Source organism: Glycomyces lechevalierae (assembly GCF_027622945.1).
GTDB classification, from domain to species: Bacteria; Actinomycetota; Actinomycetes; order Mycobacteriales; family Micromonosporaceae; genus Glycomyces; species Glycomyces rutgersensis.
The window spans coordinates 201514-225172 of sequence record NZ_JAPZVQ010000001.1; the positions used below are offsets into that span (position 1 = coordinate 201514).

25 protein-coding genes are annotated in these 23659 nt (G+C 71.3%); 6 read left to right on the top strand and 19 right to left on the bottom strand.

Translation table 11 applies throughout. The features are described from left to right. Window positions 1-319: 319 nt before the first annotated feature. The 12 genes from O2L01_RS00935 to O2L01_RS00990 form a co-directional block, all read right to left on the bottom strand. A complete protein-coding gene (locus O2L01_RS00935; RefSeq protein WP_270119602.1) occupies window positions 320-835 on the bottom strand; it encodes an adenine phosphoribosyltransferase in 516 nt (171 codons plus the stop codon). Window positions 836-978: 143 nt separating this feature from the next. Further along, on the bottom strand, window positions 979-1365 hold the full coding sequence (locus O2L01_RS00940; RefSeq protein ID WP_270119604.1) for a DUF4234 domain-containing protein: 387 nt from the start codon (window positions 1363-1365) through the stop codon (window positions 979-981). A gap of 149 nt (window positions 1366-1514) precedes the next feature. After that, the gene (locus O2L01_RS00945) at window positions 1515-2390 is read right to left on the bottom strand and encodes a carbohydrate ABC transporter permease (protein ID WP_270119607.1); all 876 of its coding nucleotides are present in this window, start codon (window positions 2388-2390) and stop codon (window positions 1515-1517) included. Between the two features lie 3 nt (window positions 2391-2393). Next, entirely contained in the window at window positions 2394-3425 is a 1032-nt protein-coding gene (locus O2L01_RS00950) for a carbohydrate ABC transporter permease (protein ID WP_374727653.1), read from the bottom strand. Further along, window positions 3376-4674, bottom strand: coding sequence for an ABC transporter substrate-binding protein (locus O2L01_RS00955; RefSeq protein WP_270119609.1), 1299 nt, complete (start codon window positions 4672-4674; stop codon window positions 3376-3378). The genes O2L01_RS00950 and O2L01_RS00955 overlap by 50 nt, the downstream gene beginning before the upstream one ends. A gap of 307 nt (window positions 4675-4981) precedes the next feature. Beyond that, window positions 4982-6187 (bottom strand): ROK family transcriptional regulator, encoded by a 1206-nt coding sequence (locus O2L01_RS00960; protein ID WP_270119610.1) that lies wholly within the window; start codon window positions 6185-6187, stop codon window positions 4982-4984. 298 nt (window positions 6188-6485) lie between these two features. Further along, entirely contained in the window at window positions 6486-8141 is a 1656-nt protein-coding gene (ptsP, locus tag O2L01_RS00965; RefSeq protein WP_270119611.1) for a phosphoenolpyruvate--protein phosphotransferase, read from the bottom strand. A 9-nt stretch (window positions 8142-8150) separates the two neighbouring features. After that, on the bottom strand, window positions 8151-8435 hold the full coding sequence (locus tag O2L01_RS00970; protein WP_270119612.1) for an HPr family phosphocarrier protein: 285 nt from the start codon (window positions 8433-8435) through the stop codon (window positions 8151-8153). Between the two features lie 17 nt (window positions 8436-8452). After that, the gene (locus tag O2L01_RS00975) at window positions 8453-9925 is read right to left on the bottom strand and encodes a PTS fructose transporter subunit IIC (protein ID WP_270119613.1); all 1473 of its coding nucleotides are present in this window, start codon (window positions 9923-9925) and stop codon (window positions 8453-8455) included. 30 nt (window positions 9926-9955) lie between these two features. Further along, window positions 9956-10405, bottom strand: a complete 450-nt coding sequence (locus tag O2L01_RS00980) for a PTS sugar transporter subunit IIA (RefSeq protein ID WP_270119614.1) — start codon at window positions 10403-10405, stop codon at window positions 9956-9958. A 17-nt stretch (window positions 10406-10422) separates the two neighbouring features. Continuing rightward, window positions 10423-11406, bottom strand: coding sequence for a 1-phosphofructokinase family hexose kinase (locus O2L01_RS00985; RefSeq protein WP_270119615.1), 984 nt, complete (start codon window positions 11404-11406; stop codon window positions 10423-10425). Then, entirely contained in the window at window positions 11403-12164 is a 762-nt protein-coding gene (locus O2L01_RS00990) for a DeoR/GlpR family DNA-binding transcription regulator (protein WP_270119617.1), read from the bottom strand. Before O2L01_RS00990 ends, O2L01_RS00985 begins: the two co-directional genes overlap by 4 nt. A 199-nt stretch (window positions 12165-12363) precedes the next feature. Between O2L01_RS00990 and O2L01_RS00995 the strand changes: the two genes are divergently transcribed. Continuing rightward, window positions 12364-12870 carry an O-acetyl-ADP-ribose deacetylase gene (locus O2L01_RS00995; protein WP_270119618.1) on the top strand — a complete coding sequence of 169 codons (507 nt, stop codon included), beginning with the start codon at window positions 12364-12366 and terminating at the stop codon, window positions 12868-12870. Window positions 12871-12928: 58 nt separating this feature from the next. Continuing rightward, the gene (locus O2L01_RS01000) at window positions 12929-13804 is read left to right on the top strand and encodes a hypothetical protein (RefSeq protein WP_270119620.1); all 876 of its coding nucleotides are present in this window, start codon (window positions 12929-12931) and stop codon (window positions 13802-13804) included. A gap of 6 nt (window positions 13805-13810) precedes the next feature. On the opposite strand, the gene O2L01_RS01005 is transcribed toward O2L01_RS01000, so the two are convergent. Together O2L01_RS01005 and O2L01_RS01010 are read right to left on the bottom strand one after the other, a co-directional pair. After that, window positions 13811-14374 carry a 3'-5' exonuclease gene (locus O2L01_RS01005; RefSeq protein WP_270119622.1) on the bottom strand — a complete coding sequence of 188 codons (564 nt, stop codon included), beginning with the start codon at window positions 14372-14374 and terminating at the stop codon, window positions 13811-13813. Window positions 14375-14479: 105 nt separating this feature from the next. Further along, window positions 14480-14866: a hypothetical protein gene (locus O2L01_RS01010; protein ID WP_270119624.1), complete on the bottom strand. Its 387-nt coding sequence runs from the start codon at window positions 14864-14866 to the stop codon at window positions 14480-14482. Between the two features lie 395 nt (window positions 14867-15261). On the opposite strand from O2L01_RS01010, the gene O2L01_RS01015 reads away from it, so the two are divergent. Next, window positions 15262-15804, top strand: coding sequence for an NADPH-dependent FMN reductase (locus tag O2L01_RS01015; RefSeq protein WP_270119625.1), 543 nt, complete (start codon window positions 15262-15264; stop codon window positions 15802-15804). Window positions 15805-15811: 7 nt separating this feature from the next. On the opposite strand, the gene O2L01_RS01020 is transcribed toward O2L01_RS01015, so the two are convergent. The 5 genes from O2L01_RS01020 to O2L01_RS01040 form a co-directional block, all read right to left on the bottom strand. Further along, on the bottom strand, window positions 15812-16456 hold the full coding sequence (locus O2L01_RS01020; RefSeq protein WP_270119626.1) for a class I SAM-dependent methyltransferase: 645 nt from the start codon (window positions 16454-16456) through the stop codon (window positions 15812-15814). A 40-nt stretch (window positions 16457-16496) separates the two neighbouring features. Then, window positions 16497-17135, bottom strand: coding sequence for a class I SAM-dependent methyltransferase (locus tag O2L01_RS01025; RefSeq protein ID WP_270119627.1), 639 nt, complete (start codon window positions 17133-17135; stop codon window positions 16497-16499). A gap of 84 nt (window positions 17136-17219) precedes the next feature. Beyond that, window positions 17220-17408 carry a hypothetical protein gene (locus O2L01_RS01030; protein WP_270119629.1) on the bottom strand — a complete coding sequence of 63 codons (189 nt, stop codon included), beginning with the start codon at window positions 17406-17408 and terminating at the stop codon, window positions 17220-17222. Between the two features lie 62 nt (window positions 17409-17470). Continuing rightward, window positions 17471-19384: a hypothetical protein gene (locus O2L01_RS01035; RefSeq protein WP_270119631.1), complete on the bottom strand. Its 1914-nt coding sequence runs from the start codon at window positions 19382-19384 to the stop codon at window positions 17471-17473. A 165-nt stretch (window positions 19385-19549) separates the two neighbouring features. Then, window positions 19550-20518: a sulfite exporter TauE/SafE family protein gene (locus tag O2L01_RS01040; RefSeq protein WP_270119633.1), complete on the bottom strand. Its 969-nt coding sequence runs from the start codon at window positions 20516-20518 to the stop codon at window positions 19550-19552. A gap of 232 nt (window positions 20519-20750) precedes the next feature. Between O2L01_RS01040 and O2L01_RS01045 the strand changes: the two genes are divergently transcribed. The 3 genes from O2L01_RS01045 (at window position 20751) to O2L01_RS01055 (ending at window position 23550) form a co-directional block, all read left to right on the top strand. Then, window positions 20751-21254, top strand: coding sequence for a DUF1269 domain-containing protein (locus tag O2L01_RS01045; protein WP_270119634.1), 504 nt, complete (start codon window positions 20751-20753; stop codon window positions 21252-21254). Window positions 21255-21363: 109 nt separating this feature from the next. After that, complete coding sequence (locus tag O2L01_RS01050; RefSeq protein WP_270119635.1) at window positions 21364-22533, top strand: PP2C family protein-serine/threonine phosphatase; 1170 nt, start codon at window positions 21364-21366, stop codon at window positions 22531-22533. 51 nt (window positions 22534-22584) lie between these two features. Continuing rightward, entirely contained in the window at window positions 22585-23550 is a 966-nt protein-coding gene (locus O2L01_RS01055; protein ID WP_270119637.1) for a DUF4232 domain-containing protein, read from the top strand. Window positions 23551-23659 lie beyond the last annotated feature (109 nt).

Genomic DNA, 23659 nt, shown 5'->3' on the forward strand with positions numbered 1-23659 from the left:
CCGGGTGCGCCTCACGCAGCGCCGCGAGCGCGCCCACGACCTGCGCGGGCGTGGCGCGTGACCTGCGATGGGTCACGCGCCACTGGTCTGTCCGGGCTTCGGCATTCCGGGCCTCGGGGCGGTGCCATATGACATGGCACCGGCCTCCGCCCAGCGCTTTGTCTGCGGCCGTTCCGGGCGGGTTGGAGCGCCCGGAAGCGTCGTGATGCCACGTGACATGTCACGTATTACACGCCTTGCGGGCCCCCCGGGTCCACCCTGACATGGGGGTACGACATGCGCGCCGCAGGCGAGAATGGCTCGGGTTCGGTTGGCGGGCTTAGAGTTTGCCCAGGAGCGAGATGACCGGGTAGCCGTCGAGGCGGTCGCGGCCGGAGAGGGCGGCGATCTCCAGGAGGGCGGCGCAGGCCGCGACGGTGCCGCCGAGGCCTTCGACGAGGCGCACGCCGGCGGCCATGGACTCGCCGGTGGCGATGACGTCGTCGACGAGGAGGACGCGGTCGCCTTCGCGGACGGCGTCGGAGTGCATCTCGACGCGGACTTCGGCGTACTCGCCGCGGTAGGTCTCCACGGCGGCCGCGCGCGGGAGCTTTCCGGCCTTGCGGATCGGGATGAGCGGGGTGCCGGTGCGGTCGGCGAGCGGGGCCGCCCAGAGGAAGCCGCGGGCGTCGAACGCGGCGATCGCGTCGTACGGGTGGGCCGCGCAGGCCTCCAGGAGCCGGTCGACCGAGGCGCGGAAGGCGTCAGGAGCGGCGAGCAGCGGCGTGATGTCGCGGAAGCCGACCCCCGGCTCGGGGAAGTCGGGGACGACGGGCACGTATTCGGTCAGATCCACAGCGGCAAGGTTAGCCGGTCCCGGGCCGCCGGGGCGCCGTCGCGGCCGGGCAGTGGCATATCACGCGTCACGCAGCACGAAGCCCCCGGCCGAGAATCGACCGGGGGCTTCGCCTCCGCGTGTGCAACGACGGGGAGGACGTCTTAGGCGGGGACGCCCTGGCGGGCCTTGACGGCGTTCACCACGAGGTTCTGCTGGGCCTGGATGTAGCAGAGGTTGGTGCCGGCGAGGAAGCACAGCAGGGTGGCCACACCGGTGTTGAAGGTCGGGGCGAGACCGGCGGCCTGCTGCTCGGCCTTGATCGAGGCGCACAGCTTGAACCAGTTGATGATCGGCACGATGTAGAGGGTGATGAAGCCGAACAGCATCCACACCACGAGGCTCGAGCCGCTCACGTTCCCGGGGTTGTTCGGGTTGACGGCCTTGATCTGGGTGGCGGTCTTGGCGTACCAGAACAGGCCGTAGATGCCGAAGCTGACGAGGGTCAGGATCCACACGCCGAACGGGGACCGGATCTTCAGTTCTTCCACTGGGGATGACTCCTTGCAAAAGGGGACGGGCGGGTCATATGCGCACGGCTGCGGGTTACTACCCGCAGCCGGTTGGGCTCGCTGACCGAAGTGCGACTCACAATAGCATTCCGCGAGCGCACACGGGCCTCAGGATGTCCTCTGTGGATTTATCCCTTCAGCCCGGTTTGCGCCACACCCTGCACCAGGAACCGCTGCAGGAAGAGGAAGACGAACAGCAGCGGCAGCATCGCGACGAGCGCCGCGAGGAACAGCTGCGAGAGGCTCACCGTCTGGGCCGTCAGGAACGTCGACAGCGCCACCTGCACCGTCCACGACTCCGGGGACCGTCCGATCACCAAGGGCCACAGGAAGGAGTTCCAGGAGCCCACGAAGGTGATGACCGCGATCGCTGCCAGGAAGTTCCCGGAGTTGGGGATCACGATGCGCCAGAACGCGCCCCAGTACCCCAGCCCGTCGACCCGCGCCGCCTCCTCGAGCTCCCGGGGGAAGCTCAGGAAGTACTGGCGGCACAGGAACGCCACGAACCCGTTGAAGAGCGTCGGGATGATCAGCCCCCGCAGGTCCGAGATCCACCCGAGGCTCGACACCATGACGAAGCTCGGCACGAAGGTGATCGCGCCGGGGATCATGAGCGTCGCCAGCACCACGTAGAACACCTTGTTCGCGTGGCGGTAGGGGATGCGCGCGAGCCCGTATCCCGCTGTGGCGCAAAGGAACAGCGTGCCAAGCGTGGTCAGCGTCGCGACCAGCGCGGAGTTGAGGAGCGCGCGGGCCATCGGCACCGACGGGTCGGAGAACAGCTTCTCGATGTTCTCCCAGGCCGGCGCGACCGGGAACCACATCCAGCCGGGCGCGGTGATCTCCGCGTCCGTGGACAGGGCGTTGCGCAGGATCAGGTAGAACGGGATGAGGAACAGGACGGCCAGGACGCTGAGCGCGAGGAAGTTCACCGTGCCCCCGCCGCGGGAGCGGAGGCCGCGCTTGCGGCCGACCGGGACCGGGCGCTTGGTCTCAATGGTCATGGCTCACCGATCTTCCGAGTTGCCGAAGCCGAGGAACTTGCCCTGCAGGAGGGTCACCAGCGCGATCAGGAGCGCCAGGATGAGCGCGCCCGCCGAGCCCATGCCCAGCTCCTGCTGCATGCCGAGCGACGTCTGGTAGAGGTACACCAGCGGCGGCCGCGCGGAGGGCATGGTGCCCACCAGGAGCAGGAACTCGTCGAACGCCTGGTAGGCGGCGATGAGGATGAGCATGAGGACGGCGACGGAGGTGGCCCGGAGCTGCGGCAGCGTGATGTGCCAGAACGTCTGAGGTCCGGGCTTCGCACCGTCCACATAGGCGGCTTCGTAGAGGTGCTGCGGGATCTGCTGCAGCGCGGCGATGAAGAGGATCATGTAGAAGCCGACCTGGATCCACAGCCGCAGCGAGACGATGACCAGCCAGAACCACGGCGGGTCGGGCCGGAAGAGCCACGCGATCTCGTCCACGCCGAAGAGGTCGAGGATCGTGTTGGCCAGGCCGAAGCGCACGCCGTTGAAGATCGACATCTTCCACACCAGGGCCGCGACCACATAGGAGCAGGCGAACGGCAGGAAGAACACCGAGCGGAAGAAGGCGCGCATGACGCGGACGCGGTTGAGCATGAGCGCCAAGCCGAGCGAGCACGCGAAGGTGACCGGCACGATGAACGCCGCGAACACCGAGAAGGTGACGAGGCTGTCCTGGAAGGCCGGGTCGGTGAGCATGGCCGTGTAGTTCCCGAAGCCGACGAAGTCGTCGGGGGTCGGGCTGACGGTGTTGGTCGCGTCGAAGAACGACAGGTAGGCGCTCCAGGCGACCGGGATGATCGTGAAGACCATGAGGCCGATCAGGAACGGCGCGACGAAGCACCAGAAGGTGAGGGTGGTCCGCCAGCGGCCGCCTCGGCGGAACCGGGGAGTTCGCTCCCCGGTGTCCGCCTTCGCGTCCGCGGCGGTCGCTGCGGAGACTGCCACGTTCGTTACCCCGCTAGCCGAAGATCGAGTCGAGTTCGCCCTGGATGGTGGCCGTGGCGGCATCGAACTCGGCGTCGGGGTCGGCCCCTTCGAGGACGATGTGGTTCATCATGTCGTCGACCGCGGTCTCCATCTTGGGCGTCCAGTTCGGGTTCTCCGCCCAGCCGAACTCCTGGGAGATCCGCACGGCCTCGGCGGCGGGCCCGGACTGGAGCTGCTCGGCGTTGCCGCGCATCGAGAGGCGGGGCGGGATGTGGAAGCCGTAGGAGAGGTTCCAGTCGAGGATGAACTCCTCGTTTTCGACCCAGAGCCACTTGACGAAGTCCTTCGCCTCGTCGACGTGCGCGGACTTGGCGTTGACGAAGGTGTCCCAGCCGCCGTTGAAGACGGTGGGCGTGCCGCCGCCGAAGGCGGGGAACGGGATCACGTTGATGTCGTCGCCGTGGGCGTCGATGATCTGCGGAAGCGCCCACAGGCCGCACCACTGGATCGCGCACAGGTTCTGGATGATCGAGGACGGGTCCCACGCCTCGGTCGGCGCGCCGACGAGCAGCGAGGACGACTCATGGAGGGCCTTGACCTGGGCGGCGCCGGCGAGCACGGTCTCCTTGGTGAAGCCGATCTCGTTGGCGTCGGTCAGCAGGGTCTCGCCGGCGGAGAACACGATCGGCTGGAACAGCTTCGTGGCCGAGTCGTCGTTGCCGAGGAACAGGCCCTTGACGTCGCCGGTGGTGAGCTCGGCGGCGGCGGCCATGAGCTCCTCGAACGTGGCCGGCGGCGTGATGCCCTTCTCCTCGAGGAGCGAGGGCCGGTAGTAGAGGAACTGCGGGTCGTCGATCATGCGGACGCCGTAGATCTTGCCGTCGATCGTGTTGCGCGCCAGGTCGTCCGGGGTGTAGTCGTCGATGACGTCGGCGAGGATGTCGTCGAGGGGGACGATCTGGCCGCTCTCGACCATCGCGCGGTTGAGGTGGCCCTCGAAGACGTCGGGGTAGTCGCCTTCCTTCTCGGCCAGGAGGCCGGAGGAGAGCGCGGTGTCGTAGTCGCCGGGGATCCAGTTGATGGTGACGGTGGCGTCCTTGTACGCGGCGGCGTACTTCTCGGCGGCCTGCTGGGTGCCGGCCTCGCCGTACTGGTGGTACCACTGCGAGAGGCTGACGCCCTCGCTGGAGCCGCGGCCGGTGTTGCCGCCGCATGCGGCGAGCGCGCCGGCGCCGGCGGTGAGGCCGCCGAGAGCGAGCAGGCGGCGGCGGTTCATCGCCAGCTTGGCGAGCGTTTGCTGGGAAGGGTCGTTGCGCTTGAAGGCAACCATGACGAGCTCCTCGCTACGTTGAGAGGTCGGAAGGCCCCCGTGCGACCCCGGGTCTGGTCGACGCCGCAGCGGAGATTCGACAACCGTCGATTCGCCTCCCAGTGTTGCGAGCGCCACTCACTTTGTCAATGGGTTGGAGTAAGGGCCCGGATAACGATTTGCGCTCGGAACCGGTGGGAGCGGTCACTACCAGAGAGGCGGGAGTTTCCCCAGCGCACAGCACGAGTAGCCCCAGCCGAATGGGACGACTGGGGCTCGTGGGGCACTTGTGGCGACGTGGCCGCGCCGGCCGGCACGGCTGCCGGGCTCAGCGGCGGCTGCGCGAACCGACCGTGTTCAGGCGGTTGAGGTGGCCTTCGAGGGCCAGCGCGGCGGCGCCGAGGGCGACCATGTTGCGGTCCTGGGTGTTGCGTTTGAGGCGGGCGGCCTTGAGCGGGGCCTCCATGGCGTGGTCGGCGAGGCGGCGTTCGAATTCGGGGACGAGGGCGTCGCCGAGGACGCTCGTGACCCAGCCGTCGAAGACGACGAGGTCGGGGTTGAAGAGGTTGAGGAGGTTGGCGACGCCGGCGGCGAGGTATTCGGCGACGGTCTCGACGGTCCGGACGGCGGTGGACTCGCCGGCCTCCCAGGCGGCGGCGAGTGCGGCCATGGCCTCGGTCTGGGATCCGGCGCTGGCGCGGCCGTCGAGTTGGCCCCAGTGCCAGAGGATGGCGGGGGCGCCGACGTAGGCCTCGATGCATCCCTTTGCGCCGCAGCGGCATTGGGGGCCGGCGAGGTTGATGGTGGTGTGGCCCCATTCGCCGGCGGAGTTGGTGGCGCCGCGGTAGAGCTGGCCGCCGAAGGCAAGGCCGGCGCCGACGCCGGTGCCGAGGATGAGCACGGCGAGGCGGTCGACGCCGCGGCCGTCGCCGAACCAGAGTTCGCCGACGGTGATGGTCTTGAGGGGGTTGTCGAGGTAGATGGGGACGCCGAGTTGGAGTCGGTCGGCGAGGAGCTTGCGGAAGGGGACGTCGTGCCAGTTCCAGTTGGGGGCGAAGCCGGAGACGCCCCAGGTGACGTCGACCTGGCCGGGGAGGCTGACGCCGAGGCCGAGGATGGCGCGGTCGCCGAGGCGTTGGCGGATCTGGTCCATGGCGGAGGCGATGTGGCCGATGACCTGCTCAGGGGCGTTCTCGCTGGGTTCCATGCGTTCTTCGACGCGGTCGACGACAGCGAGCGTCAGGTCGTATACCTCGAGGTAGACGTAGGTCTCGGCGACGTCGACGCCGATCATGACGCCGCCGCCGGCGTTGGGGGCGAGGAGGGCGCGGGGCCTGCCGCCTCCGGAGTCCTCGCGGCCCACCTCCACGACGACGCCGAGTTCGATCAGGTCGGTCACCAGGTTGGAGACCGTGGCGACGCTGAGGTCGGTCTCGCGGGCGAGGATCTGGCGGGAGGTGGGGGCGTCCGCGATCAGGTGCCGCAGCACTGCGAAGCAGTTGCGGAGGCGGATGTCGCGCGAGGTGGACTTCATGGGAGCATGGTACGGCGCGAATGCCGCCTTTGTAAATGGGTTAGTCGAAGGGTCCGGTATCAGCCGAACTGGCGAGTCGCCTGGCCTTGTCCCCCGCGTTTCGCGGCCGCGTCTCCTTCGGCGGACGCAGTAATACATCACATGTCACGCATCGTCGGCCATGCCGGTGCGCGCCGCTGCGCGGCTTCGGCCAGTGGATGTCGGCCGAGAAGCGCGCCGGGACGACGGTGCAGGTCGTCCTGCGTCGGCACCTGAGTGCTCGGTGGTAGCGCGTGACATGTCACGCGCTACCGGCTCGTCAGTAGGCGGCGACTTCGCGGCGGGCTTCGGCGGCCTCGTTGGCGTGCAGAGCCCGGGCGGCCATGCCCGCGCAGTCGGCGAGGGTGCGCGTCGCGAGTTCGGCGCGGACGGCCGCGACCGCGCTGGGCGCCATGGACAGGCTCGTGACCCCGAGGCCGACGAGGACGCAGGCGAGCAGCGGGTCGCTCGCGGCCTCGCCGCAGACGCCCACCGGTTTCTCCGCTTCGCGTCCGGCTTCCGCGGCCAGGCTCACGAGGTCGAGCAGCGCGGGCTGCCACGGGTCGAGCAGTTCGGCGAGCGCGCCGTTCATGCGGTCGGCGGCGAGCGTGTACTGGCCGAGGTCATTGGTGCCGAGGCTCGCGAAGTCGCAGCCTTCGAGGACCCGGGAGGCGCGCAGCGCCGCGGCCGGGACCTCGATCATCGTTCCGGCCGTAGGGAGTCCGTGGGCGCGGCAGCGGTCGGCGAACTCGGCGGCCTCGCCGGGGGTCGCGACCATCGGCGCCATGACCCAGACTTCGGCCGAGTGCTTCTCGGCCGCGGCGGCGATCGCGGTGAGCTGGTCGTCCAGGAGGGACGATCCGGCGTCGGTGCGGGCGAGGCGGATGCCGCGCACGCCGAGCGCCGGGTTCGGCTCGTCGCCGTGGTCGACGAAGGCGAGCGGCTTGTCCGCGCCGGCGTCGAGCGTGCGCACGACGACCTTGCGGCCGGAGAACGCGGCGAACACCTGCCCGTAGGCGTCGACCTGTTCGTCCACTGTGGGTGCGGTCTCGCGGTCGAGGAACAGGAACTCGGTGCGGAACAGGCCCACGCCTTCGCTGTCGACCGCTGCGGCGGCGGCGAGGTCGGCCTGGGAGCCGAGGTTCACCAGGAGCTGCACGGCGTGCCCGTCGGCGGTGCGGCCGGGCCCGTGGCTGGCCGCGAGCGCAGCGGCGCGCTTCGCTTCCGCGTCGAGGACGCGGCGCACCCGTCCGGGCTCGGGGTCGGGCACGATGAGCCCGGTACCGCCGTCGACGAGGACTTCGGTCCCGTCGGCCAGCGCGGCCGCGGCCGGGCAGGCGACGACGGCGGGCAGGCCCATGGATTTGGCGAGGATCGCGGTGTGGCTGGTCGGGCCGCCCTGCTCGGTGATGATGGCGACGACGGTGTCCGGGTCGAGCGCGGCGGTGTCGGCGGGCGCGAGGTCCTTGGCGACGAGCACGAACGGGTGCCCGGGGTCGGGCAGGCCGGGCATGGGCCGGCCGAGGAGCACGGCGATGGTGCGGTCGCGGAGGTCGTCGAGGTCGGCGGCGCGTTCGGCGAGGTAGCCGCCGGCGGCTTCGAGCGCGGCGCGGAAGAACCCGTAGGCGTCGATGACGGCGTGCGGGGTCGACCGGCCGTTGGCGAGGGCCTGCTCGATCTGGTCGGCGAGGGCGGGGTCGCGGGGCATCATCGACTGGGCGTCGAGGATGTCCGCGGTGGTGCCGGTGGCGGCTTCGGCGCGTTCGTCGAGGTCGGCCGCGACGGCTTCGAGTGCGGCCTTTGCCGTCGCGAGGGCGGCGGCCGGGTCGGGTTCGGGTCCGGTGTCGGCGGGCGGGGCCGGCACGGGCGCGAGCCTGGCGACTGGTGCGTAGGCGGCGCCCGGGCTGACGCCGATGCCGGTCATCTCAGCGGTCACGGCTGCTCCTCACGGGGCGTCGCGGTTGGTCTGGAGTTCGGCGGCGAGGGCGTCGAGGGAGGCCTCGGCGCCGTCGCCGTCGGCGGTGAGGACGACTTCGTCGCCGCCTTTGGCGTCCAAGGTGAGGAGCATGAGGAGGGAGCGGGCGTCGACCGGCTCTTGGCCCTCCTTGGCGATGGTGACCTTGGCGGGCTGCTCGGCGGCGAGTTTCGCGAAGAGCTTGGCCGGGCGGGCGTGGAGGCCCACGGTGGAGGCGATGGTGACGCGGCGCTCGTGCACATTCTCTGGCGGCATGTCGGTTCCTTCCTCGATCAGATGACGGGCATGGCGGCTTCGTCGGCGGCGGAGGCCGCTTCGGAGCGCCAGGCGGTCTTGAGGGCGATGGCGCACAGGCAGGTCGCGGCGGTGCCGGCGAGGAGGGCGACGATGAAGCCGCCCGGGTTGCCGATGAGGCCGATGACCCAGATGCCGCCGTGCGGGGCGCGCAGGCTGGCGCCGAAGGCCATCGAGACGGCTCCGGCGACGGCGCCGCCGATCACGGTGGACGGGATGACGCGCAGCGGGTCGGCGGCGGCGAACGGGATCGCGCCTTCGGTGATGAAGGAGGCGCCGAGGAGCCATGCGGCCTTGCCGGACTGGCGTTCGGCCTGCGTGAACAGCTTGCCGCGCACCACGGTGGCGAGCGCGAGGCCGAGCGGCGGGACCATGCCCGCGGCCATGACGGCGGCCATGACGGTGTAGTCGCCGCTGGCGAGGGCGCCGACGCCGAACAGGTAGGCGACCTTGTTGACGGGGCCGCCGAGGTCGAAGCCCATCATCGCGCCGAGCAGGAGGCCGAGGAGGACGGCGTTGACGCCGGAGAGTCCGGCGAGCCAGTCGGTGAGCCAGGACTGGGCTTCGGCGATGGGCTTGCCGACGACGACGAGCATGATGAAGCCGACGACGAAGACGCTCACGAGCGGGATCACGACGATCCGCATGATGCCCTGGAACGCCTGGTTGGCCTTGATGAGCTTGAGCGCCATGACGATCGCGCCGGCGAGGAGGCCCGCGGCGAGGCCGCCGAGGAAGCCCGCGCCGACGGCGACGGCGATGAGGCCGCCCACGACGCCGGGCGCGATGCCCATGCGGTCGGCCATGCCGAAGGCGATGAACCCGGCGAGGATCGGCACGAGCATCGAGAACGCGAGCCCGCCGATGTAGAACATGAGGCCCGCGATCCCGGTCTGGTTGAGGATCTGGGTCGGGTCGGTGATCGCCTCGTAGGTGACGCCTTCGAAGGCGCCGCCGTTGACCTTGGTGGCGATCTCGGCGCCGCCGATGACGAAGGCGAGGGCGATGAGGATGCCGCCCGCGGCGACGAACGGCAGCATGTAGGACACGCCGGTCATGAGCCACAGGCGCAGTTTCGCGCCGGGGCCGAGCTTCGGGCCGGCGGGCGCGGCCGGCACGGCGGCGGCCGTGTCGGAGGCCGGTGCGGCCTGCGCTTTCGCGACGGCTTCGTCGACCATCTCGGCGGCGTGGTTGATGCCGCGCTTGACGGGGCCGGAGACAAGGGGCTTCCCGGCGAACCGGTCCTTGTCGCGCACGTCCACGTCGGCGGCGAAGATGACCGCGTCCGCTTCGGCGATCACGGCCGGGTCGAGCGCTTCGGCGCCCGCGGCGCCCTGCGTCTCGACCTGGATCTCGTGCCCGGCCGCCACGGCGGCCTGCTCGAGCGCTTCGGCGGCCATGTACGTGTGGGCGATGCCGGTGGGGCATGAGGTGACTGCTACGAGCTTCATTGTTCGTGCACCTTCTTCACTGGGCTGTTTCTAACCGGGCAGGTTCTGCTTGATGAGGGCGGCGACCGCTTCGGCGTCGGGGGCTTCGCGCAGGGCGGTCTTGAAATCGGCGTGGACGAGTTTGCGCGCCAGGGACGCGAGGATGGTCATGTGCTCCGAGCCGCCGCCTTCCGGTGCGGCGATGAGGAACACGAGGTCGGCGGGGCCGTCCTCGGAGCCGAAGTCGATGCCCGCGGCGGCGCGGCCGAAGGCGAGGCTCGGGGCGGTCACGTGGGTGCTGCGGGCGTGCGGGATGCCGATGCCGCCTTCGATGCCGGTGGGCATCTGCTCTTCGCGGGCGCGCACGTCGGCGAGGAACCCGTCGACGTCGGTGACGCGCCCGGCGGCGGCGAGGAGGGCCGCGAGCTTGGCGGTGGCCTCGTGGCGGTCGGCCCCGGTCAGGTCGAGGTCGATCAGATCGGCGGTGATGAGATCGGACATGGTGCGTGCTCCTCTGGTCAGTTGCTGGACAGGACGTGGGCGGCGTCCGGGTCGGAGGTGATCTCGACGGCGTCGAGGTCGATGTCCTCGGGGCCGGGCATGACGCTGCCGGGCAGGGACACCGCGGCGGTGCCCCACGCGACGGCGGCGGCCAGCGCCTCGGGGCCGCGCCCGCCCGCGGCGAGGAACCCGGCGAGGGCGGCGTCGCCGGCGCCGACGGTGCTGGCGACGGGCCCGGCGAGCGGTGCCCGGGCGTGCCAGACGCCTTCGGCGGCGACGAGGATCGCGCCGTCCGCGCCGAGTGAGGCGAGGACGGCGCCGGCGCCCGCTTCGCGCAGGAGCTGGGCGGCGGCGATGGCGTCGCCCAGGGTCGTGATGGGCGTGCGGGCGGCTTCGGCGAGTTCGTCGACGTTGGGTTTGACGAGGTCGGGCCGGGCGGTGAGGCACGCGGCGAGGGCCGCGCCCGAGGAGTCGATGACGGTGGCCGCTCCGGCTTCACGGGCGCGTTCGACCAGGTCGGTGTAGAAGTCGGCGCCGACGCCGGGTGGGAGGCTGCCGCAGCCGGCGATCCAGGCGGTCGGCCGGTCGATGCTGCTCGACGGCGTCTGGAGGGCGTAGTTGGGCGGCGCGGCGATGGCGGCGTCGAGGAGTTCCTCGATCTCCTCGGCGCGCAGGACCGGGCCGGATTCGTTGAGCTTCGTGACGGTGCCGTCGGCCTCGGCGATGGTGAGGTTCGACCGGACCCCTTGGGAGACGGGCACTTCGATGATCGGCACGTCCGCTTCGGCGAGGAGGTCGAGCAGTTCGGTGCCGGCGTGGCCGCCGCTGATGAGGACGGCCCGGGTGGCGCGCCCGTTGGCGACGAGCGCCCGGGAGACGTTGACGCCCTTGCCGCCGGGGTCGACCCGGTCGCCTTGCGCGCGTTGGACTTCGCCGCGGCGGAGCCGGTCGACCTCGATCGTGCGGTCGAGGCTGGGGTTGGCGGTGACGGTGACGATCATGCGCGAACCACTTTCAGGTCGGCGGCTTCGAAGTCGGCGGTGAGGCCGTCGTCGAGGCCGGTGTCGGTGACGAGCACGTCGACCTGGTCGAGGGTGCCGAAGCGGGCGAGGCAGTCGTTGCCGGCCTTGGTGTGGTCGGCGACGACGACGGTCTTGCGGGCGGCGCCGATCATGGCGCGCTTGACGGCGGCTTCGCCGGTGTCGGGGGTGGTGAGCCCGCGTTCGACGCTGATGCCGTTGGCGCCCATGAAGGCGACGTCGACGTAGGTCTCGGCGAGGGCGCGCAGCGCCCAGTCGTCGACGGCGGCCATGGTGCGGCGGCGGACTTTGCCGCCGACGATGAGGACGGTGAGGCGGGGCTTGGCGGCGAGGAGGGAGGCGATGAGGACGTCGTTGGTGACGACGGTGAGGTCACGGTCTGAGGGGAGGGCCTGCGCGATGCGGGCGGTGGTGGTGCCGGCGTCGAGGAGGATCGCGCCGTCCTCGGGGACCTCGGCGAGCGCGGCGGCCGCGATGCGTTCCTTCGCGCCGGTCTGGACGGTGTCTCGGGCGGCGACGGTGGGTTCGAAGCCGATGCGCTCCAAGGGGATCGCGCCGCCGTGGACCTTCTTGACGACGCCCTGGCGCTCGAGGGCGGTGAGGTCGCGCCGGATGGTCTCGGTGGTGACCTCGAAGTCGGCCGCCAGGGCCGCGACGTCCACGCGCCCTTCGGTGCGCGCACGTTCGGCGATGCGCTGCTGTCGCTCCTCCGCGAACATGTGGTTTCACCCCCGTTTCATTTGGATTTATTTGGTTATACATGGTTGCTTGTTGCATTGTCAACGCGCCGCGGGGGCCGCCGCGCATCACGACTTCGTAACGAGCCCCTGACCTCGAACGCTACTGCCGCCCGCGCCTGCCGGGCGCCGAAACGGCGGGCCCCGTGCCGATCGCGGCCGCGTGTGCTTGCATGGGGCCATGGCCATCCGGATCCTCAGCGGCGACATCACGAAGCAGCACGTCGACGCGATCGTCAACGCCGCCAACTCCTCGCTCCTCGGCGGCGGCGGCGTGGACGGCGCGATCCACCGCGCGGGCGGCCCCGCGATCCTCGCCGAATGCCGGGAACTCCGCCGCTCCCGCTACGGGAAAGGCCTGCCGACCGGGCAGGCCGCCGCGACCACCGCCGGACGGCTCGACGCCCACTGGGTCATCCACACCGTCGGCCCCGTCTACTCCCCCGACGAGGACCGCAGCGCGCTCCTGGCCTCCTGCTACCGCGAGTCCCTCGCGCTCGCCGACCGGCTCGGCGCCGACTCGATCGCGTTTCCGGCCGTCTCCGCCGGGGTATACGGGTGGCCCGCCGCGTCGGCCGCCGAGATCGCCGTCGGCACCGTGCGGGCGACCGACACGAACGTCGCGGACATCCGCTTCGTCCTGTTCACCGACGACGTGCTCGCGGCGTTCCAGCACGCACTGGGCTGAATGTCGCACCCGGCCGGTACGGTCGGAGCCGCATCGCAGCCGCAACGAAGGGGCCCTCATGAAGACGCTCACCAAGGACGCGTTCGCCGCCGCCGAGCGGTACCTGCGCCTCAACGCCCGCCTCATCGACCGGGCCCGCTTCGCCAACCGCTTCCACGAGGGCCCCGCCGGCCCGGTCGTGCACGCGGTGCGCGCCTACCAGAACCCCGACGGCGGCTTCGGCCACGCCATCGAACCGGACCTGCGCGGCGCGGGCAGCCAGCCGCAGGGCGTCGAGGTCGCCCTCTGGGCGCTCGACGAGGTCGGCGCGTTCGAAGAGGCCATCGTCCTCGCCGCCTGCGCCTGGCTCGCCGAGCACTCCACCGAGGACGGCGGCGTGCCGTGGGTCCTGCCCAGCGTCGTCGAGGACGAGCGCGGCCCCTGGTGGCAGCCGCAGGGCGATCAGCCCCCGGCGGCCCTCAACCCGACCGCGCCGATCGCCGGACTCCTCCACGCCCACAAGGTGAAGCACCCGTGGCTCGAGACCGCCACCGAGTTCTGCTGGCAGGCTCTCGCCGACATGGACGGGGCTGACGCGTACGACGCGATGTGCGTCATCCGCTTCCTCGAACGCGTCCCCGACCGCGAACGGGCCCAAGCCGAGTTCGACCGTCTCGCGCCCTCACTGCGGGCCAGCGCCACCGTCGATCCGGACGAGCCCGGGCACACCCACTCCCCGCTCGACCTGGCCCCGACGCCGGAATCCATGGCGCGAAGGCTGTTCAGCGACGAGGAGATCGACCGGCACCTCGACCACCTCGTCGACGCGCAAGGCGCCGAGGGCGGGTGGGCGCCGAACTTCGCGATGTGGACGCCCGTGGTCGTCCACGAATGGGGCGGCTACGTCACCCGCGCGACCCTCTCGACACTCGACGCCTACGGCCGCATCGGATAAGACGGCTCAGGCCTCGGGCCACTCGCCGTCCCCGGCGAGTTCGAGGACGAGCGCGGCGATGTTCCAGGCGTCGTCCGCGCCGCTGTGGTGGCGGCCTTCGAGGGGCATGCCCGCGATGCCGAGCGCCTCGGCCATGCCGGGTCGGCGGCGCAGGCCCCGGGCCTCGGTGAACCGCAGCTTCACGTTGGTGTGCCGCCGCCCGAACGGGTAGCGGGTGCCCGTGGCCCGGCACTGGCGCTCGAACTGCTTGCGGTCATAGTCGCCCCAGCTCGCCCACGGCCGCGAATCGGCACGGTGCTCGTCGACGAGGAGGCGGCAGGCCGCCGCGAATTCGACGCCGGTGTCGACTTCCGCTTGGGTGAGTCCGGTGAGCTCGGTGCAGAACGCGCTCACCGTCGATCGCCTCGGTCGCACCAGGATCCGGTGCTTCGCGAGGCGTTCGCGCCGGTCGAGGTCGACGACCGTGAGGCCGATCTCGATGATCTCGCTGACCGCGCCGGGCGGCGGCTGTCCTTCCCAGCAGGTCGCTTCGACGTCGACCACGTTCAGCAGGCGCTGCGGTATCTCCATGCCGTGCAGGGTATGTCGGGCGCGCCGCTCGGGGCGATCGGATTTCGGGGGCCGGATGGAGTTGAGCGACCCCGGCAGGCTGCCGAAGTCGCAAGGCCACGCAGGTCACAAGAGTCGCTTGGTCACATTGTGGTCGACGTCCGTCACCGTGATGCTGGTGTACTGGACGGTCATGGGCGGCGAGCAGTCAGGCTGGAACGTAGCCGTGAGCGTCAGCGAGAAGTCCGCTCTCCCGTTCTGCACGGGGAAGAGTCCTTCCGCGGAGAAGCTCGCCTTGTTCTCGGCCTTCGGGTGGTGCTGACCCGGGTTGATGCACTCGGCGGTCGCGGTGACCACGATGTGCACCTGGGTCTCGTTGCCGAGGCCGGCCTCCTTGCCCTGGACGGTCAGGGTGTTGTCCGAGACCGTGTAGGAGACGTTGACGAAGTGTGGGCTGCCGGCCCACGCGGTTGAAGATGCGGCAAACAGCATTGTGAACACTGCGAATGCCACGAAGAGTACCTTGCGCATGATGCTGTCCATCCTGAGATGCGACAGCGGTCGTCGCGGCCTCCGGCCACTGGTGGGCAAGTAAGGCACCGCGATCGCGATGGCGGCCGCGAGCGGTTGCGGCGCCGCGGAGTCGCCTGGCACGGCGAGAGTGCGGTGGGACGGTCAGGTCCCGCAGCGCTCTGCGTCGCCCGATAGGCGATCCCGAACAGGACAAATTATACCATAAAATGAACATTTATGACATTTCTGTCTATCCTCCTTTCGGTCAGTTCTCACTGACCGAAAGTACTAGTCGATGGTGCCGAGCCCTGGTCGGCGCCCGCCGATTCTCCGTCGTTTCGCCTGGGCGGCAACGGTTCCGGCTCGCCGGTCCGACCCGGAGATACGCTGTCGGGATGACGAAACCGCGCGTACTGCTGATCTCCGGGAGCCTGCGGGCCGGGTCCACCAACGAGGCCGTGATCCGCGCGGCCGAAGCCGAGACGGCGCTCGCCGACTCCCTCGTGTACGGCGGCATGGACGCGCTGCCCCACTTCAACCCCGACCACGACCGCGACCCGCTCCCCGCGCCGGTCGCGGCGCTGCGCGAGGCGATCGACCGCGCGGACGCGCTCCTGATCTGCACCCCGGAGTACGCCGGGACGCTCCCCGGCTCCTTCAAGAACCTCCTCGACTGGACCGTGGGCGGCACCGAGATCAGCGACAAGCCCACCGCGTGGATCAACGCGGCCGCCGTCGGACGCGGCGGCGGCGCCGAGGCGACCCTGCGGACGGTCCTCGGCTACACCGGGGCCGCGATCGTCGAGGACGCCTGCCTCAAGATCCCGATCGACCGGACGTTCGTCGACGAGCACGGCCGCCTCACCGACGAGCCGTCGCGCCAGCGCGTCGCCGAAGCGCTCAAGCTCCTCACCGGCGCCGTGGACGACCCGGTCTGACCCGCCGCTAGAGCTGCACGGGTTTGTGCGCGGACCCGATCAGGTGCGGGCTCACCGAGAGCGGGAACGGCAGGCCGGGGTAGCGCTTCGCCTTGAGGCCCTTGGCCTCGAACCCGGCCCGGGCGATCGCCGCGCCCGTGTCGCGGCCGGTGTGGCAGCCGCCGAACGCGTGCGACCAGAACACCGCGTCGAACGCGTGCTCGCCCGCGCGGACCGCCCGGTTCGCCGAGGCCACGTGCTCCAGGCACACCAGCGCGCCGCCCGGTTTGAGCACCCGGCGGATCTCCGCGAGCGCCCGGTCCAGGTCGCCGACCGAGCACAGGACGAGGGTGGTCACGACCGAGTCGAACGAGCCGCTCTCGACCGGCAGCGCCTCGGCCCGCCCGTCGAGCACGGTCACGTCGCGGTCGAGCGCGGCCGCCTGCTCGCGGGCGAGGTCGCGCAGGTGCGCCTCGGGTTCGACGGCGACGAGTTCGGTGACCGCCTCGGGGTAATGCGGGAAGTTGACGCCGTGGCCGCAGCCGACTTCGAGGACGCGGCCGGAGAGCGGGGCGAGGAGGCGCGTGCGGTACGCCCCCAGGCCGCGCGGTTCGAGGGACGCGGCGAACCCCGGGTACCAGCGGGCGAACAGGCGGCGTCGGCGGCGGGCCATGCGGGCCTCCTCTGCAGATGCTCCTTCGAGCCTATGCCGGTCAGGCCGGTTTGCGGGCGCTGCCGACGATGTGCGGGCTCTTGGAGACCGGGAACGGCAGGTACGGGAAGCGCTCCTCGCGCACGTCCGCGGTGTCGAACCCGGCCGCGCGGATCGCGCCGAGCGTGTCGCGGGAGAGATGGCAGCCGCCGTTGAGGTGCGTCCAGAGGACCGCGTCGAGGACCCGTTCGGCGGTGTGCCGGGCGCGGCCGGCCGAGCCGACGTGCTCGAACCCGACGAGCGCACCGCCCGGTTTGAGGACGCGCTTGATCTCGGCGAGCGCGGCGGCCTGGTCGTCGACCGAGCAGAGCACGGCCGTGGCGACGACCGCGTCGAACGACGCGGACTCGACCGGCAGGGCCTCGGCGGTGCCCTCGACGATCGCGGCCTTGAGCCCGAGCTCGTCCGCGCGGGCGCGGGCGAGGTCGCGGAAGTGCTCCTCGGGTTCGACGGCGACGAGCTCGGTCACCGCGTCGGGGTAGTGGGGGAAGTTCGCGCCGAAGCCGCAGCCGAGTTCCAGGACGCGTCCGGAGAGCGGTGCGAGGAGGCGCCGGCGCCGGTCGGCGAGGCCCCGCTCCTCGAGCTGCGCGGCGGCGTCGGGGTACCAGCGGGCGAACAGGGGGCGCTTGCGGCGTGCCATGGGGTGTCCTCTCGTCCGGGAGCATCGGGGGCGCTCCCGGTTCCGAGACTAGTCAAGGCGCGCTCAGCGGTGGGGCCGCGCGTCTCACTCCTCGTCGCGCGAGGACCGCGCGAGCAGCGCCACCGCGATCACGATGGCCGCCATCAGGATCACGGCCACCAGCAGCGTGTCGACCGCGAACAGGGCGTTGAACATCTGCGCGATGAACGGTGCCAGGATCGCGAGCAGTGCCGCCAGTGCGATCCACCTTGCGTTGCGGCGCATGAAGTCCATCGAGGCTCCTCCCAGGGGGTCGCCCCGAGCCTACGTGAGGCGACCGGTGCGTCCGGCGCGCGTCAGTTGGTCCGCGTGTTGGGCAGGTGGTCGCCGAGGTAGCCGATCCAGACCTTCCCGGTCGCGCCGCCGGCGTCGTCGAGGAAGTGCATGCGGGGCGCGGGCGAGCCGACCTGCTGGAGTTTGATGTGGGAGGGCATGTAGACGCGGCCGGAGGGGTCGATCTCCTCGGGGACACGGAAGACCCTGCGGCGCTGGTACTTCGGGTTGCCCGAGACCGAGTCGGACTCCTTCATGGACACCATGGTGGGGGTGATGACGGGCGCGCCGGGGAGCGGGCGGGCGCACCAGTCGTAGAAGCCGCCGGTGAAGCGGGCCTCGGCGCGGGCCTCGGCGTAGGCGTCGAGGGCGCGCAGGGCGTCCCAGGTGCGGCCGGTCCAGCGGCGGCGCTGGCGCGGGTACATGACGTCGAGTTTGGAGACCTCGGTGTCGAGGGTGTCGGGGAGGTCGACGTGGCGGAGCTGCTTGCGGGCGCGCTGGACGACGTCCATGAGGCTCTCGGCCTCCCAGCAGCCGTCGGGGTCGGTGTCGTGGCGGATGCCGTAGACGGGGTCGGCGTGCTCGGCGAGGCGGCTCTCGAGCCAGCGGATGCGGTCTTGGGCTTTGCGTTCGTGCTCTTGGAGTTCGGTGTAGTCGAGTTCGAGCTGCTCGTACTGCTTGCGGAGGCGTTCGAGCTCCTGGTCGGCGGCGTTGCCCGGGGCGCTGTCGGTGGCGCTGGTGTCGAGGAGGCCGGTGGATTCGACGGCGCGGGTGAGCGCCTGGAGGTGGGCGGACATGGTCCTGATGAGGATGGTGGTCTCGGAGTCGCCGCCGCGGGCCATGTCGACGAGGGCTTCGAGGACGCTGTCGTCGAGGCGGTCGGCGAGTTTCGCGGCGATGTCGTCGGCGAGGTCGTCGGTTTCGGGTTGCGGCGCTGCGGGTTCGGTCGCGAGTTCGGGCTCGGATTCGAGTGCGGGCGTTGGCGGTTCGGGAGCCAGTTCGGGTGCGGGTGTCTTCGGTTCGGAGGGAGGCGCCGGTTTGGGGATGCGCGGTCCGCGGGGGACGGCTATCGCGGCGGGGCTGGGCGGGGCGGCGTGGAGTTCGCCCGGCGGCAGGGCGCCGGCGAGTATGCGGGCGACGCGGGGTTCGGTCTGGCGTATGTCGGTGGGGAGCGGCCGGTGGACGGAGAGGTCGACGACGCCTTTGACGACGACTTCGAGTGAGCGCACGCCCTGGTCGCGTATCGCGCCGCCGCCGCGGGGCTGGTGGCGCATCGGGTAGGTCTCCTCCCCCGGGCGCACGCCGGACAGGTAGGTGCGCAGGCCGCCGCCGAAGACGCTGAGGTCGCCGCCGAGCCAGGTGTTCAGGTCGTCCTGGGTGCGGGCGTCGTAGAGGCGCACGACCACGGCGATGCCCGCGAGGGTCTCGGCGAGGTGGTCGGCGCAGGCGGCCACGAGGTTCGTGTCGCTGCGGTCGACGGTGAGGACGATGACGGGCACGCCGCGGTCGGCGCGGGCGAGCCAGCCGGTGAGCTCTTTGACCTCTTCGGGGCCGACGAGGAGCGGCCCGGCTTCGACGGGGACGGCGCCGTCGGTGGCGCGTCCGGTGGCGAGGAACGCGGGCATGAAGCCGGGGGCGGTCACGGCGGCCTCCTCGAGGTCGCCTTCGACGGTGACGCGGACCCAACCCGGCGCGCCCTTGCGGCCGGAGGCCCAGGTGGCGGTGGTGCGGAGGCGGCCGTCGCCGGTGGGCCCGTCGTGGGTGTAGCGGCCGCAGGCCTCGTTGTCCGCGAAGGCGGTGCGGGTGCGGCCGCGGGCGTGCTCGAAGTCCGGGTCGCCGGTGTCGTCGACGCCGGCCCAGGCGGCGAAGCACCGCCGCAGCCGGGGCCCGAGCCGGGGCCCTCCGTCCCGGAGCACTGCTTGGTAGAACTGCGTCACGGCGCCTCCAACGGTCCAGGTCACGGCCACGTTGAGGCCAGATGCTACTTGAAGTTCACCTTCTCGTCGTCATCCAAATCCAATAGGGACGGTTGCGTGCGCGGGATGGAGACGCCTCCGGCCCGCACCGGGATCGGTGCGGGCCGGAGGCGGCGTGCTTGCGGGTCAGGCGGTCTCGGCGGCCGGGGCCTCGACGCGAGCGGGCGTCTCGGCGCCGGTCGCCTCGGTCTCGGGGTTGTTGGCCTTGTCCAGGACGGGCCCGCCGACGTCGCGTTCGGCCAGGTGGCGGCGCACCGAGTAGGCGACGGCCGCGACCCAGACGAGGGCGATGACGATGTAGACGGCGATCGCGACCCCCGTGGGGGCGGCGATCCAGTCGCTGCGCAGCAGCGTGCGGGAGTTCGTCAGGACGATGACGCCGCCGACGGCCGAGCCGAGCACGCGCGGCGGGATGTGCCGCACCAGCCAGGCCGCGATCGGCGCGGCGATGAGGCCGCCGACCAGGAGCACGCCGACCCACGCGAAGTCGATGCCGGCGCTGCCGATGCCGACGATGAAGCCGGCCGAGGCGGCCAGCGCGACCAGGAACTCGGAGGTGTCGATCGAGCCGATGACCTTGCGGGGCTCGATGCGGCCGCTGGCGAGCAGCGCGGGCGTGCCGACCGGGCCCCAGCCGCCGCCGCCGGTGGCGTCGAGGAAGCCGCCGACGAGGCCGAGCGGGGTGAGGAAACGCTTGCGCAGGGGCTTGCCGAGGTTCTTGCGGTCGAGGCCGCGCACGGTGAAGCGGATGAGCAGGTAGAGGCCGAGGGAGAGCAGGATGATCGACATGACCGGGGCGGCGACCTCGGTGGAGAGGCGCGAGAGGACCGTGGCGCCGGCGAAGGCGCCGACCGCGCCGGGGATGCCGATCTTCAGGACGACCTTCCAGTCCACGTTGCCGAAGCGCCAGTGCGAGGCGCCGGAGGCGAGCGTGGTGCCGATCTCGGCGAGGTGGACGGTGGCCGAGGCCGAGGCGGGGTTGGCGCCGATCGCGAGGAGCAGCGTGGTCGAGGTGACGCCGTAGGCCATCCCGAGGCTGCCGTCGACGAGTTGGGCGGCCAGGCCTACGAGGCCGAGCAAGACGAGGGTGCGCACATGGAAGCCTTCCGAGCGATGACCGAGCAAGCATCTCTACTTAATCTATGGGAAATATAGATTGCTGGCGGGCGGGCGTCAACCGCCGATCCCGCTGGACGGGATACCCCCGATCCCCTGGACGGCACCCGCCGGAAATCAGGTTTTGGCGGGCGTTTCCCGGCGAACGCGCGCGAACGCGGACACAATCGGGCGAGACGCCGCCGACGGCGGCCCGCAGAGAGGAAGACGCATGAGCAAACTCATCGCCGTGGCCTACCCGGACGTGCCCACCGCGCAGACGGTGCTCGGCAAGCTCGCCGACATGCAGAAGCGCGAGATCATCAAGCTCGACGACGCGGTCGTCGTGGAGCGGCGGGACGACGGCAAGGTCAAACTCCACCAGGCGAACTCGCTCGTCGGCGTCAGCGCCGCCGGCGGCGCGCTGTGGGGCGGCCTCATCGGCCTGCTGTTCTTCGCGCCGCTGCTCGGCATGGCCGTCGGCGCGGCCGCGGGGGCCGCGGGCGGCGCCATGACCGACATCGGCGTCGACGACAACTTCATGAAGGACCTCGGCAGGGACCTCACTCCCGGCACCGCCGCCCTCGTGGTCCTGGTCCGCTCCATGACCGAGGACAAGGTCCTCGAAGAGCTCCACGGCCAGTACGAGGGCAGGCTCATCTCCACGAACCTCTCTTCCGAGGAGGAGGCGCGGCTGCGCGAGCACATCGAAGCGGCGACGACCGCACGCGGCTGACGCGGCAGCGAACGGAGCGGACGGGAGCGGCCCCCGTCCGCTTCCTCGTGCCCGGGCCGTTTTCGCTGTTCAAGACGTGGATTCATATTGAGCCGCTTACGCTCTCCCCGTGAGCAGGACCAAGGGCGGCGCGGAGATGCAGAGCTATTTCCGGTCCTACGTCCTGCCCAAGACCGCCTGGAGCCGCGTCGCGGCCGGCCAGCCCGGATCGGTCATGCTCCTGCGGCTCATGCCCTTCCTCCTCATCGCCGTGACCCTCCCCATCGCGTTCCTCGACGACACCGCCGCCGAATACGCCGACTTCGTCGTCGTCCTTCTGCCCGCCTTCACCGCCCTCGTCAACGGCCCGGTCGCGACCGCCGGATCGACGCTCCTCGTCGTCGCCCTCGTCAGCTGCGGACAGTACGCCCTGGGCCTCCTCCCCTACCCCGCCTCGACCTGGTCCGACGTACCGCCCGTCGCCATCATCGGCCTGGTGTGCACGGCACTGGCGTGGGTCAGGAACCGCATGGTCGTGCGCCTGCTCGACATGACCCTCGTGGCCGAGGCCGTCCAGACCGCGATCCTGCCCGAACTGCCCTCGCACGTGGGCGGCGCGCGCGTCGCCGTCGCCTACCGCACCCACGAGGGCAGCCCGGGCCTCGTGGGCGGCGACTTCTACGAAGTGCAGGACACCGACCTGGGCATACGCGCGGTCGTAGGCGACGTCCAAGGGCACGGCCTGACCACGGTGCATCTCACCGAAGCGCTCCTGGGCACCTTCCGGGAGCGTTCGCTCGACGACCCCGACCTGCAGGTCCTCGCCGCGCGCATGGAACGGCGCGTGCGCATGCACAACCGCGGCCGCAACGAATGGGACCAGTCGTTCGCCACCGCCGCGCTCGTCGAGATCACGCCCCGCTTCGACACCATCAGGGTCGTCCTGTGCGGCCACCCCGCCCCGCTGCTCGTCCGCGGCTCCGCCCAGCCGCTCTCGGCCCGGCCCATGCCGCCGCTCGGCCTCGCCGACTTCTCGCTGCAGCGCACCGAGATCCGCGAGGCCACACTCATGCCCGGCGACCTGGTCGTCGTGTTCACGGACGGGTTCATCGAGGGCCGCAACGCCGCCGGCGAGACCTTCCCGGTGATCGAGCGGATCAACGAGCACGTCGCCGCCGGCATCCGCGACCCCGACCGCCTCCACCGCAAACTCAAGGCCGACTTCCAAGACGGCGGATACGAACGCACCGACGACCTCACCGTCCTCATCATCCAGACGCCCGGTGCAACCTCGCGCTAGGTCCTCCGCGTCAGGCAGGGAGGAACCCCGCAACCGAACGAAGGACACCGCATGCCGCGCACCACCCGGCCACTGGCGCTCATCGCCGCCGTCCTCGCCCTCGCGGCCTCCGGATGCGGACTCGGCGAGACGGAACAGCCGGAGGCGGCGGCAGCGACGGCGACCTCCACCGCCTGCGACGAGCACGGCGTCCAGATGTCGCTCACCCCCACCGGCGAGGTCGGCGACCGCGTGTTCATGGCGATCGGCCTCGTCAACTGCGGCACCGAGCCGCTGCTGCTCGACAGCATGCCGCAGGTCGGCGTCTTCGGCGGGAACGTCGTCGCGCCCCGCGACGCCAACGTCCCCGAATCGGTCCACGTCGCGCCCGGTCAGGCCGCGATCGCGCCGCTCTCCTGGACCGCGCCCACGCGCGCCGTCGAGGTACTCGACGTGGACCGGTTCCTCATCAACGCGCTCCCGCTCTACGCCGGATACGAGCTGACGCTCGCCGAACCGGTCGAGCTCAACGCCGACCACGTGCTCGACCTCGGCGCCTGGCAGCTCACCGGCGCGACCGTCACGCCGACCGAACCGGTCGAACCGGCCGAATCCGGCTCCGAGGAGCCCGCGGCGCCGGCCTGCCCCGAGGCGGGATTCCAGGTCACCGTCACCCAGGGCGACGCGGCGATGGGCATCCGCTCCGGCGGCATCGAACTCGTCAACTGCGGCACCGAGGACATCGCGATCGACGGCTACCCGGTGATCGAGATCCCCGGCGTCGAACTCGACGTGCGCGAAGGCTCGGACACGCTCCAGGACCCCGGGCCCACGCCGATCACCCTCGCCCCCGGCGATTCGGTGAGCGCGGGCATCCTGTGGCGCAACAGGGTCGAGTCCGCCGACGAAGGGGACGTCGTCAACGCCACCGAGATCAACGTCGGGTACGCCCAGGGCTCCCCGCTGGTGACCGTCACGCCGGAAGCCCCGATCGACCTCGGCACCACGCGGGAACTCGAGGTCACCGCCTGGCGGTAGCGGGCTCAGCCCTGATGCAGAGCGAATGGCGGGGGGGGGGGGGGGGGGGGCGCCCCGGGGGGGGCGGGGGGGGGGGGGGGGGGGGGGGGGGGGGGGGGCGGGGGGGGGG

What these genes read in the sequence shown, in the direction of transcription:
- O2L01_RS00945 (WP_270119607.1), bottom strand. Translation starts at nt 2,390, where the DNA reads ATGACCATTGAGACCAAGCGCCCGGTCCCGGTCGGCCGCAAGCGCGGC.
- O2L01_RS00950 (WP_374727653.1), bottom strand. Translation starts at nt 3,425, where the DNA reads ATGCCGCCACGGCCACCATCCAGGGCGAACTCGACTCGATCTTCGGCT.
- O2L01_RS00955 (WP_270119609.1), bottom strand. Translation starts at nt 4,674, where the DNA reads ATGGTTGCCTTCAAGCGCAACGACCCTTCCCAGCAAACGCTCGCCAAG.
- O2L01_RS00960 (WP_270119610.1), bottom strand. Translation starts at nt 6,187, where the DNA reads ATGAAGTCCACCTCGCGCGACATCCGCCTCCGCAACTGCTTCGCAGTG.
- O2L01_RS00970 (WP_270119612.1), bottom strand. Translation starts at nt 8,435, where the DNA reads ATGCCGCCAGAGAATGTGCACGAGCGCCGCGTCACCATCGCCTCCACC.
- O2L01_RS00975 (WP_270119613.1), bottom strand. Translation starts at nt 9,925, where the DNA reads ATGAAGCTCGTAGCAGTCACCTCATGCCCCACCGGCATCGCCCACACG.
- O2L01_RS00980 (WP_270119614.1), bottom strand. Translation starts at nt 10,405, where the DNA reads ATGTCCGATCTCATCACCGCCGATCTGATCGACCTCGACCTGACCGGG.
- O2L01_RS00985 (WP_270119615.1), bottom strand. Translation starts at nt 11,406, where the DNA reads ATGATCGTCACCGTCACCGCCAACCCCAGCCTCGACCGCACGATCGAG.
- O2L01_RS00990 (WP_270119617.1), bottom strand. Translation starts at nt 12,164, where the DNA reads ATGTTCGCGGAGGAGCGACAGCAGCGCATCGCCGAACGTGCGCGCACC.
- O2L01_RS00995 (WP_270119618.1), top strand. Translation starts at nt 12,364, where the DNA reads ATGGCCATCCGGATCCTCAGCGGCGACATCACGAAGCAGCACGTCGAC.
- O2L01_RS01000 (WP_270119620.1), top strand. Translation starts at nt 12,929, where the DNA reads ATGAAGACGCTCACCAAGGACGCGTTCGCCGCCGCCGAGCGGTACCTG.
- O2L01_RS01005 (WP_270119622.1), bottom strand. Translation starts at nt 14,374, where the DNA reads ATGGAGATACCGCAGCGCCTGCTGAACGTGGTCGACGTCGAAGCGACC.
- O2L01_RS01015 (WP_270119625.1), top strand. Translation starts at nt 15,262, where the DNA reads ATGACGAAACCGCGCGTACTGCTGATCTCCGGGAGCCTGCGGGCCGGG.
- O2L01_RS01020 (WP_270119626.1), bottom strand. Translation starts at nt 16,456, where the DNA reads ATGGCCCGCCGCCGACGCCGCCTGTTCGCCCGCTGGTACCCGGGGTTC.
- O2L01_RS01025 (WP_270119627.1), bottom strand. Translation starts at nt 17,135, where the DNA reads ATGGCACGCCGCAAGCGCCCCCTGTTCGCCCGCTGGTACCCCGACGCC.
- O2L01_RS01030 (WP_270119629.1), bottom strand. Translation starts at nt 17,408, where the DNA reads ATGGACTTCATGCGCCGCAACGCAAGGTGGATCGCACTGGCGGCACTG.
- O2L01_RS01045 (WP_270119634.1), top strand. Translation starts at nt 20,751, where the DNA reads ATGAGCAAACTCATCGCCGTGGCCTACCCGGACGTGCCCACCGCGCAG.
- O2L01_RS01055 (WP_270119637.1), top strand. Translation starts at nt 22,585, where the DNA reads ATGCCGCGCACCACCCGGCCACTGGCGCTCATCGCCGCCGTCCTCGCC.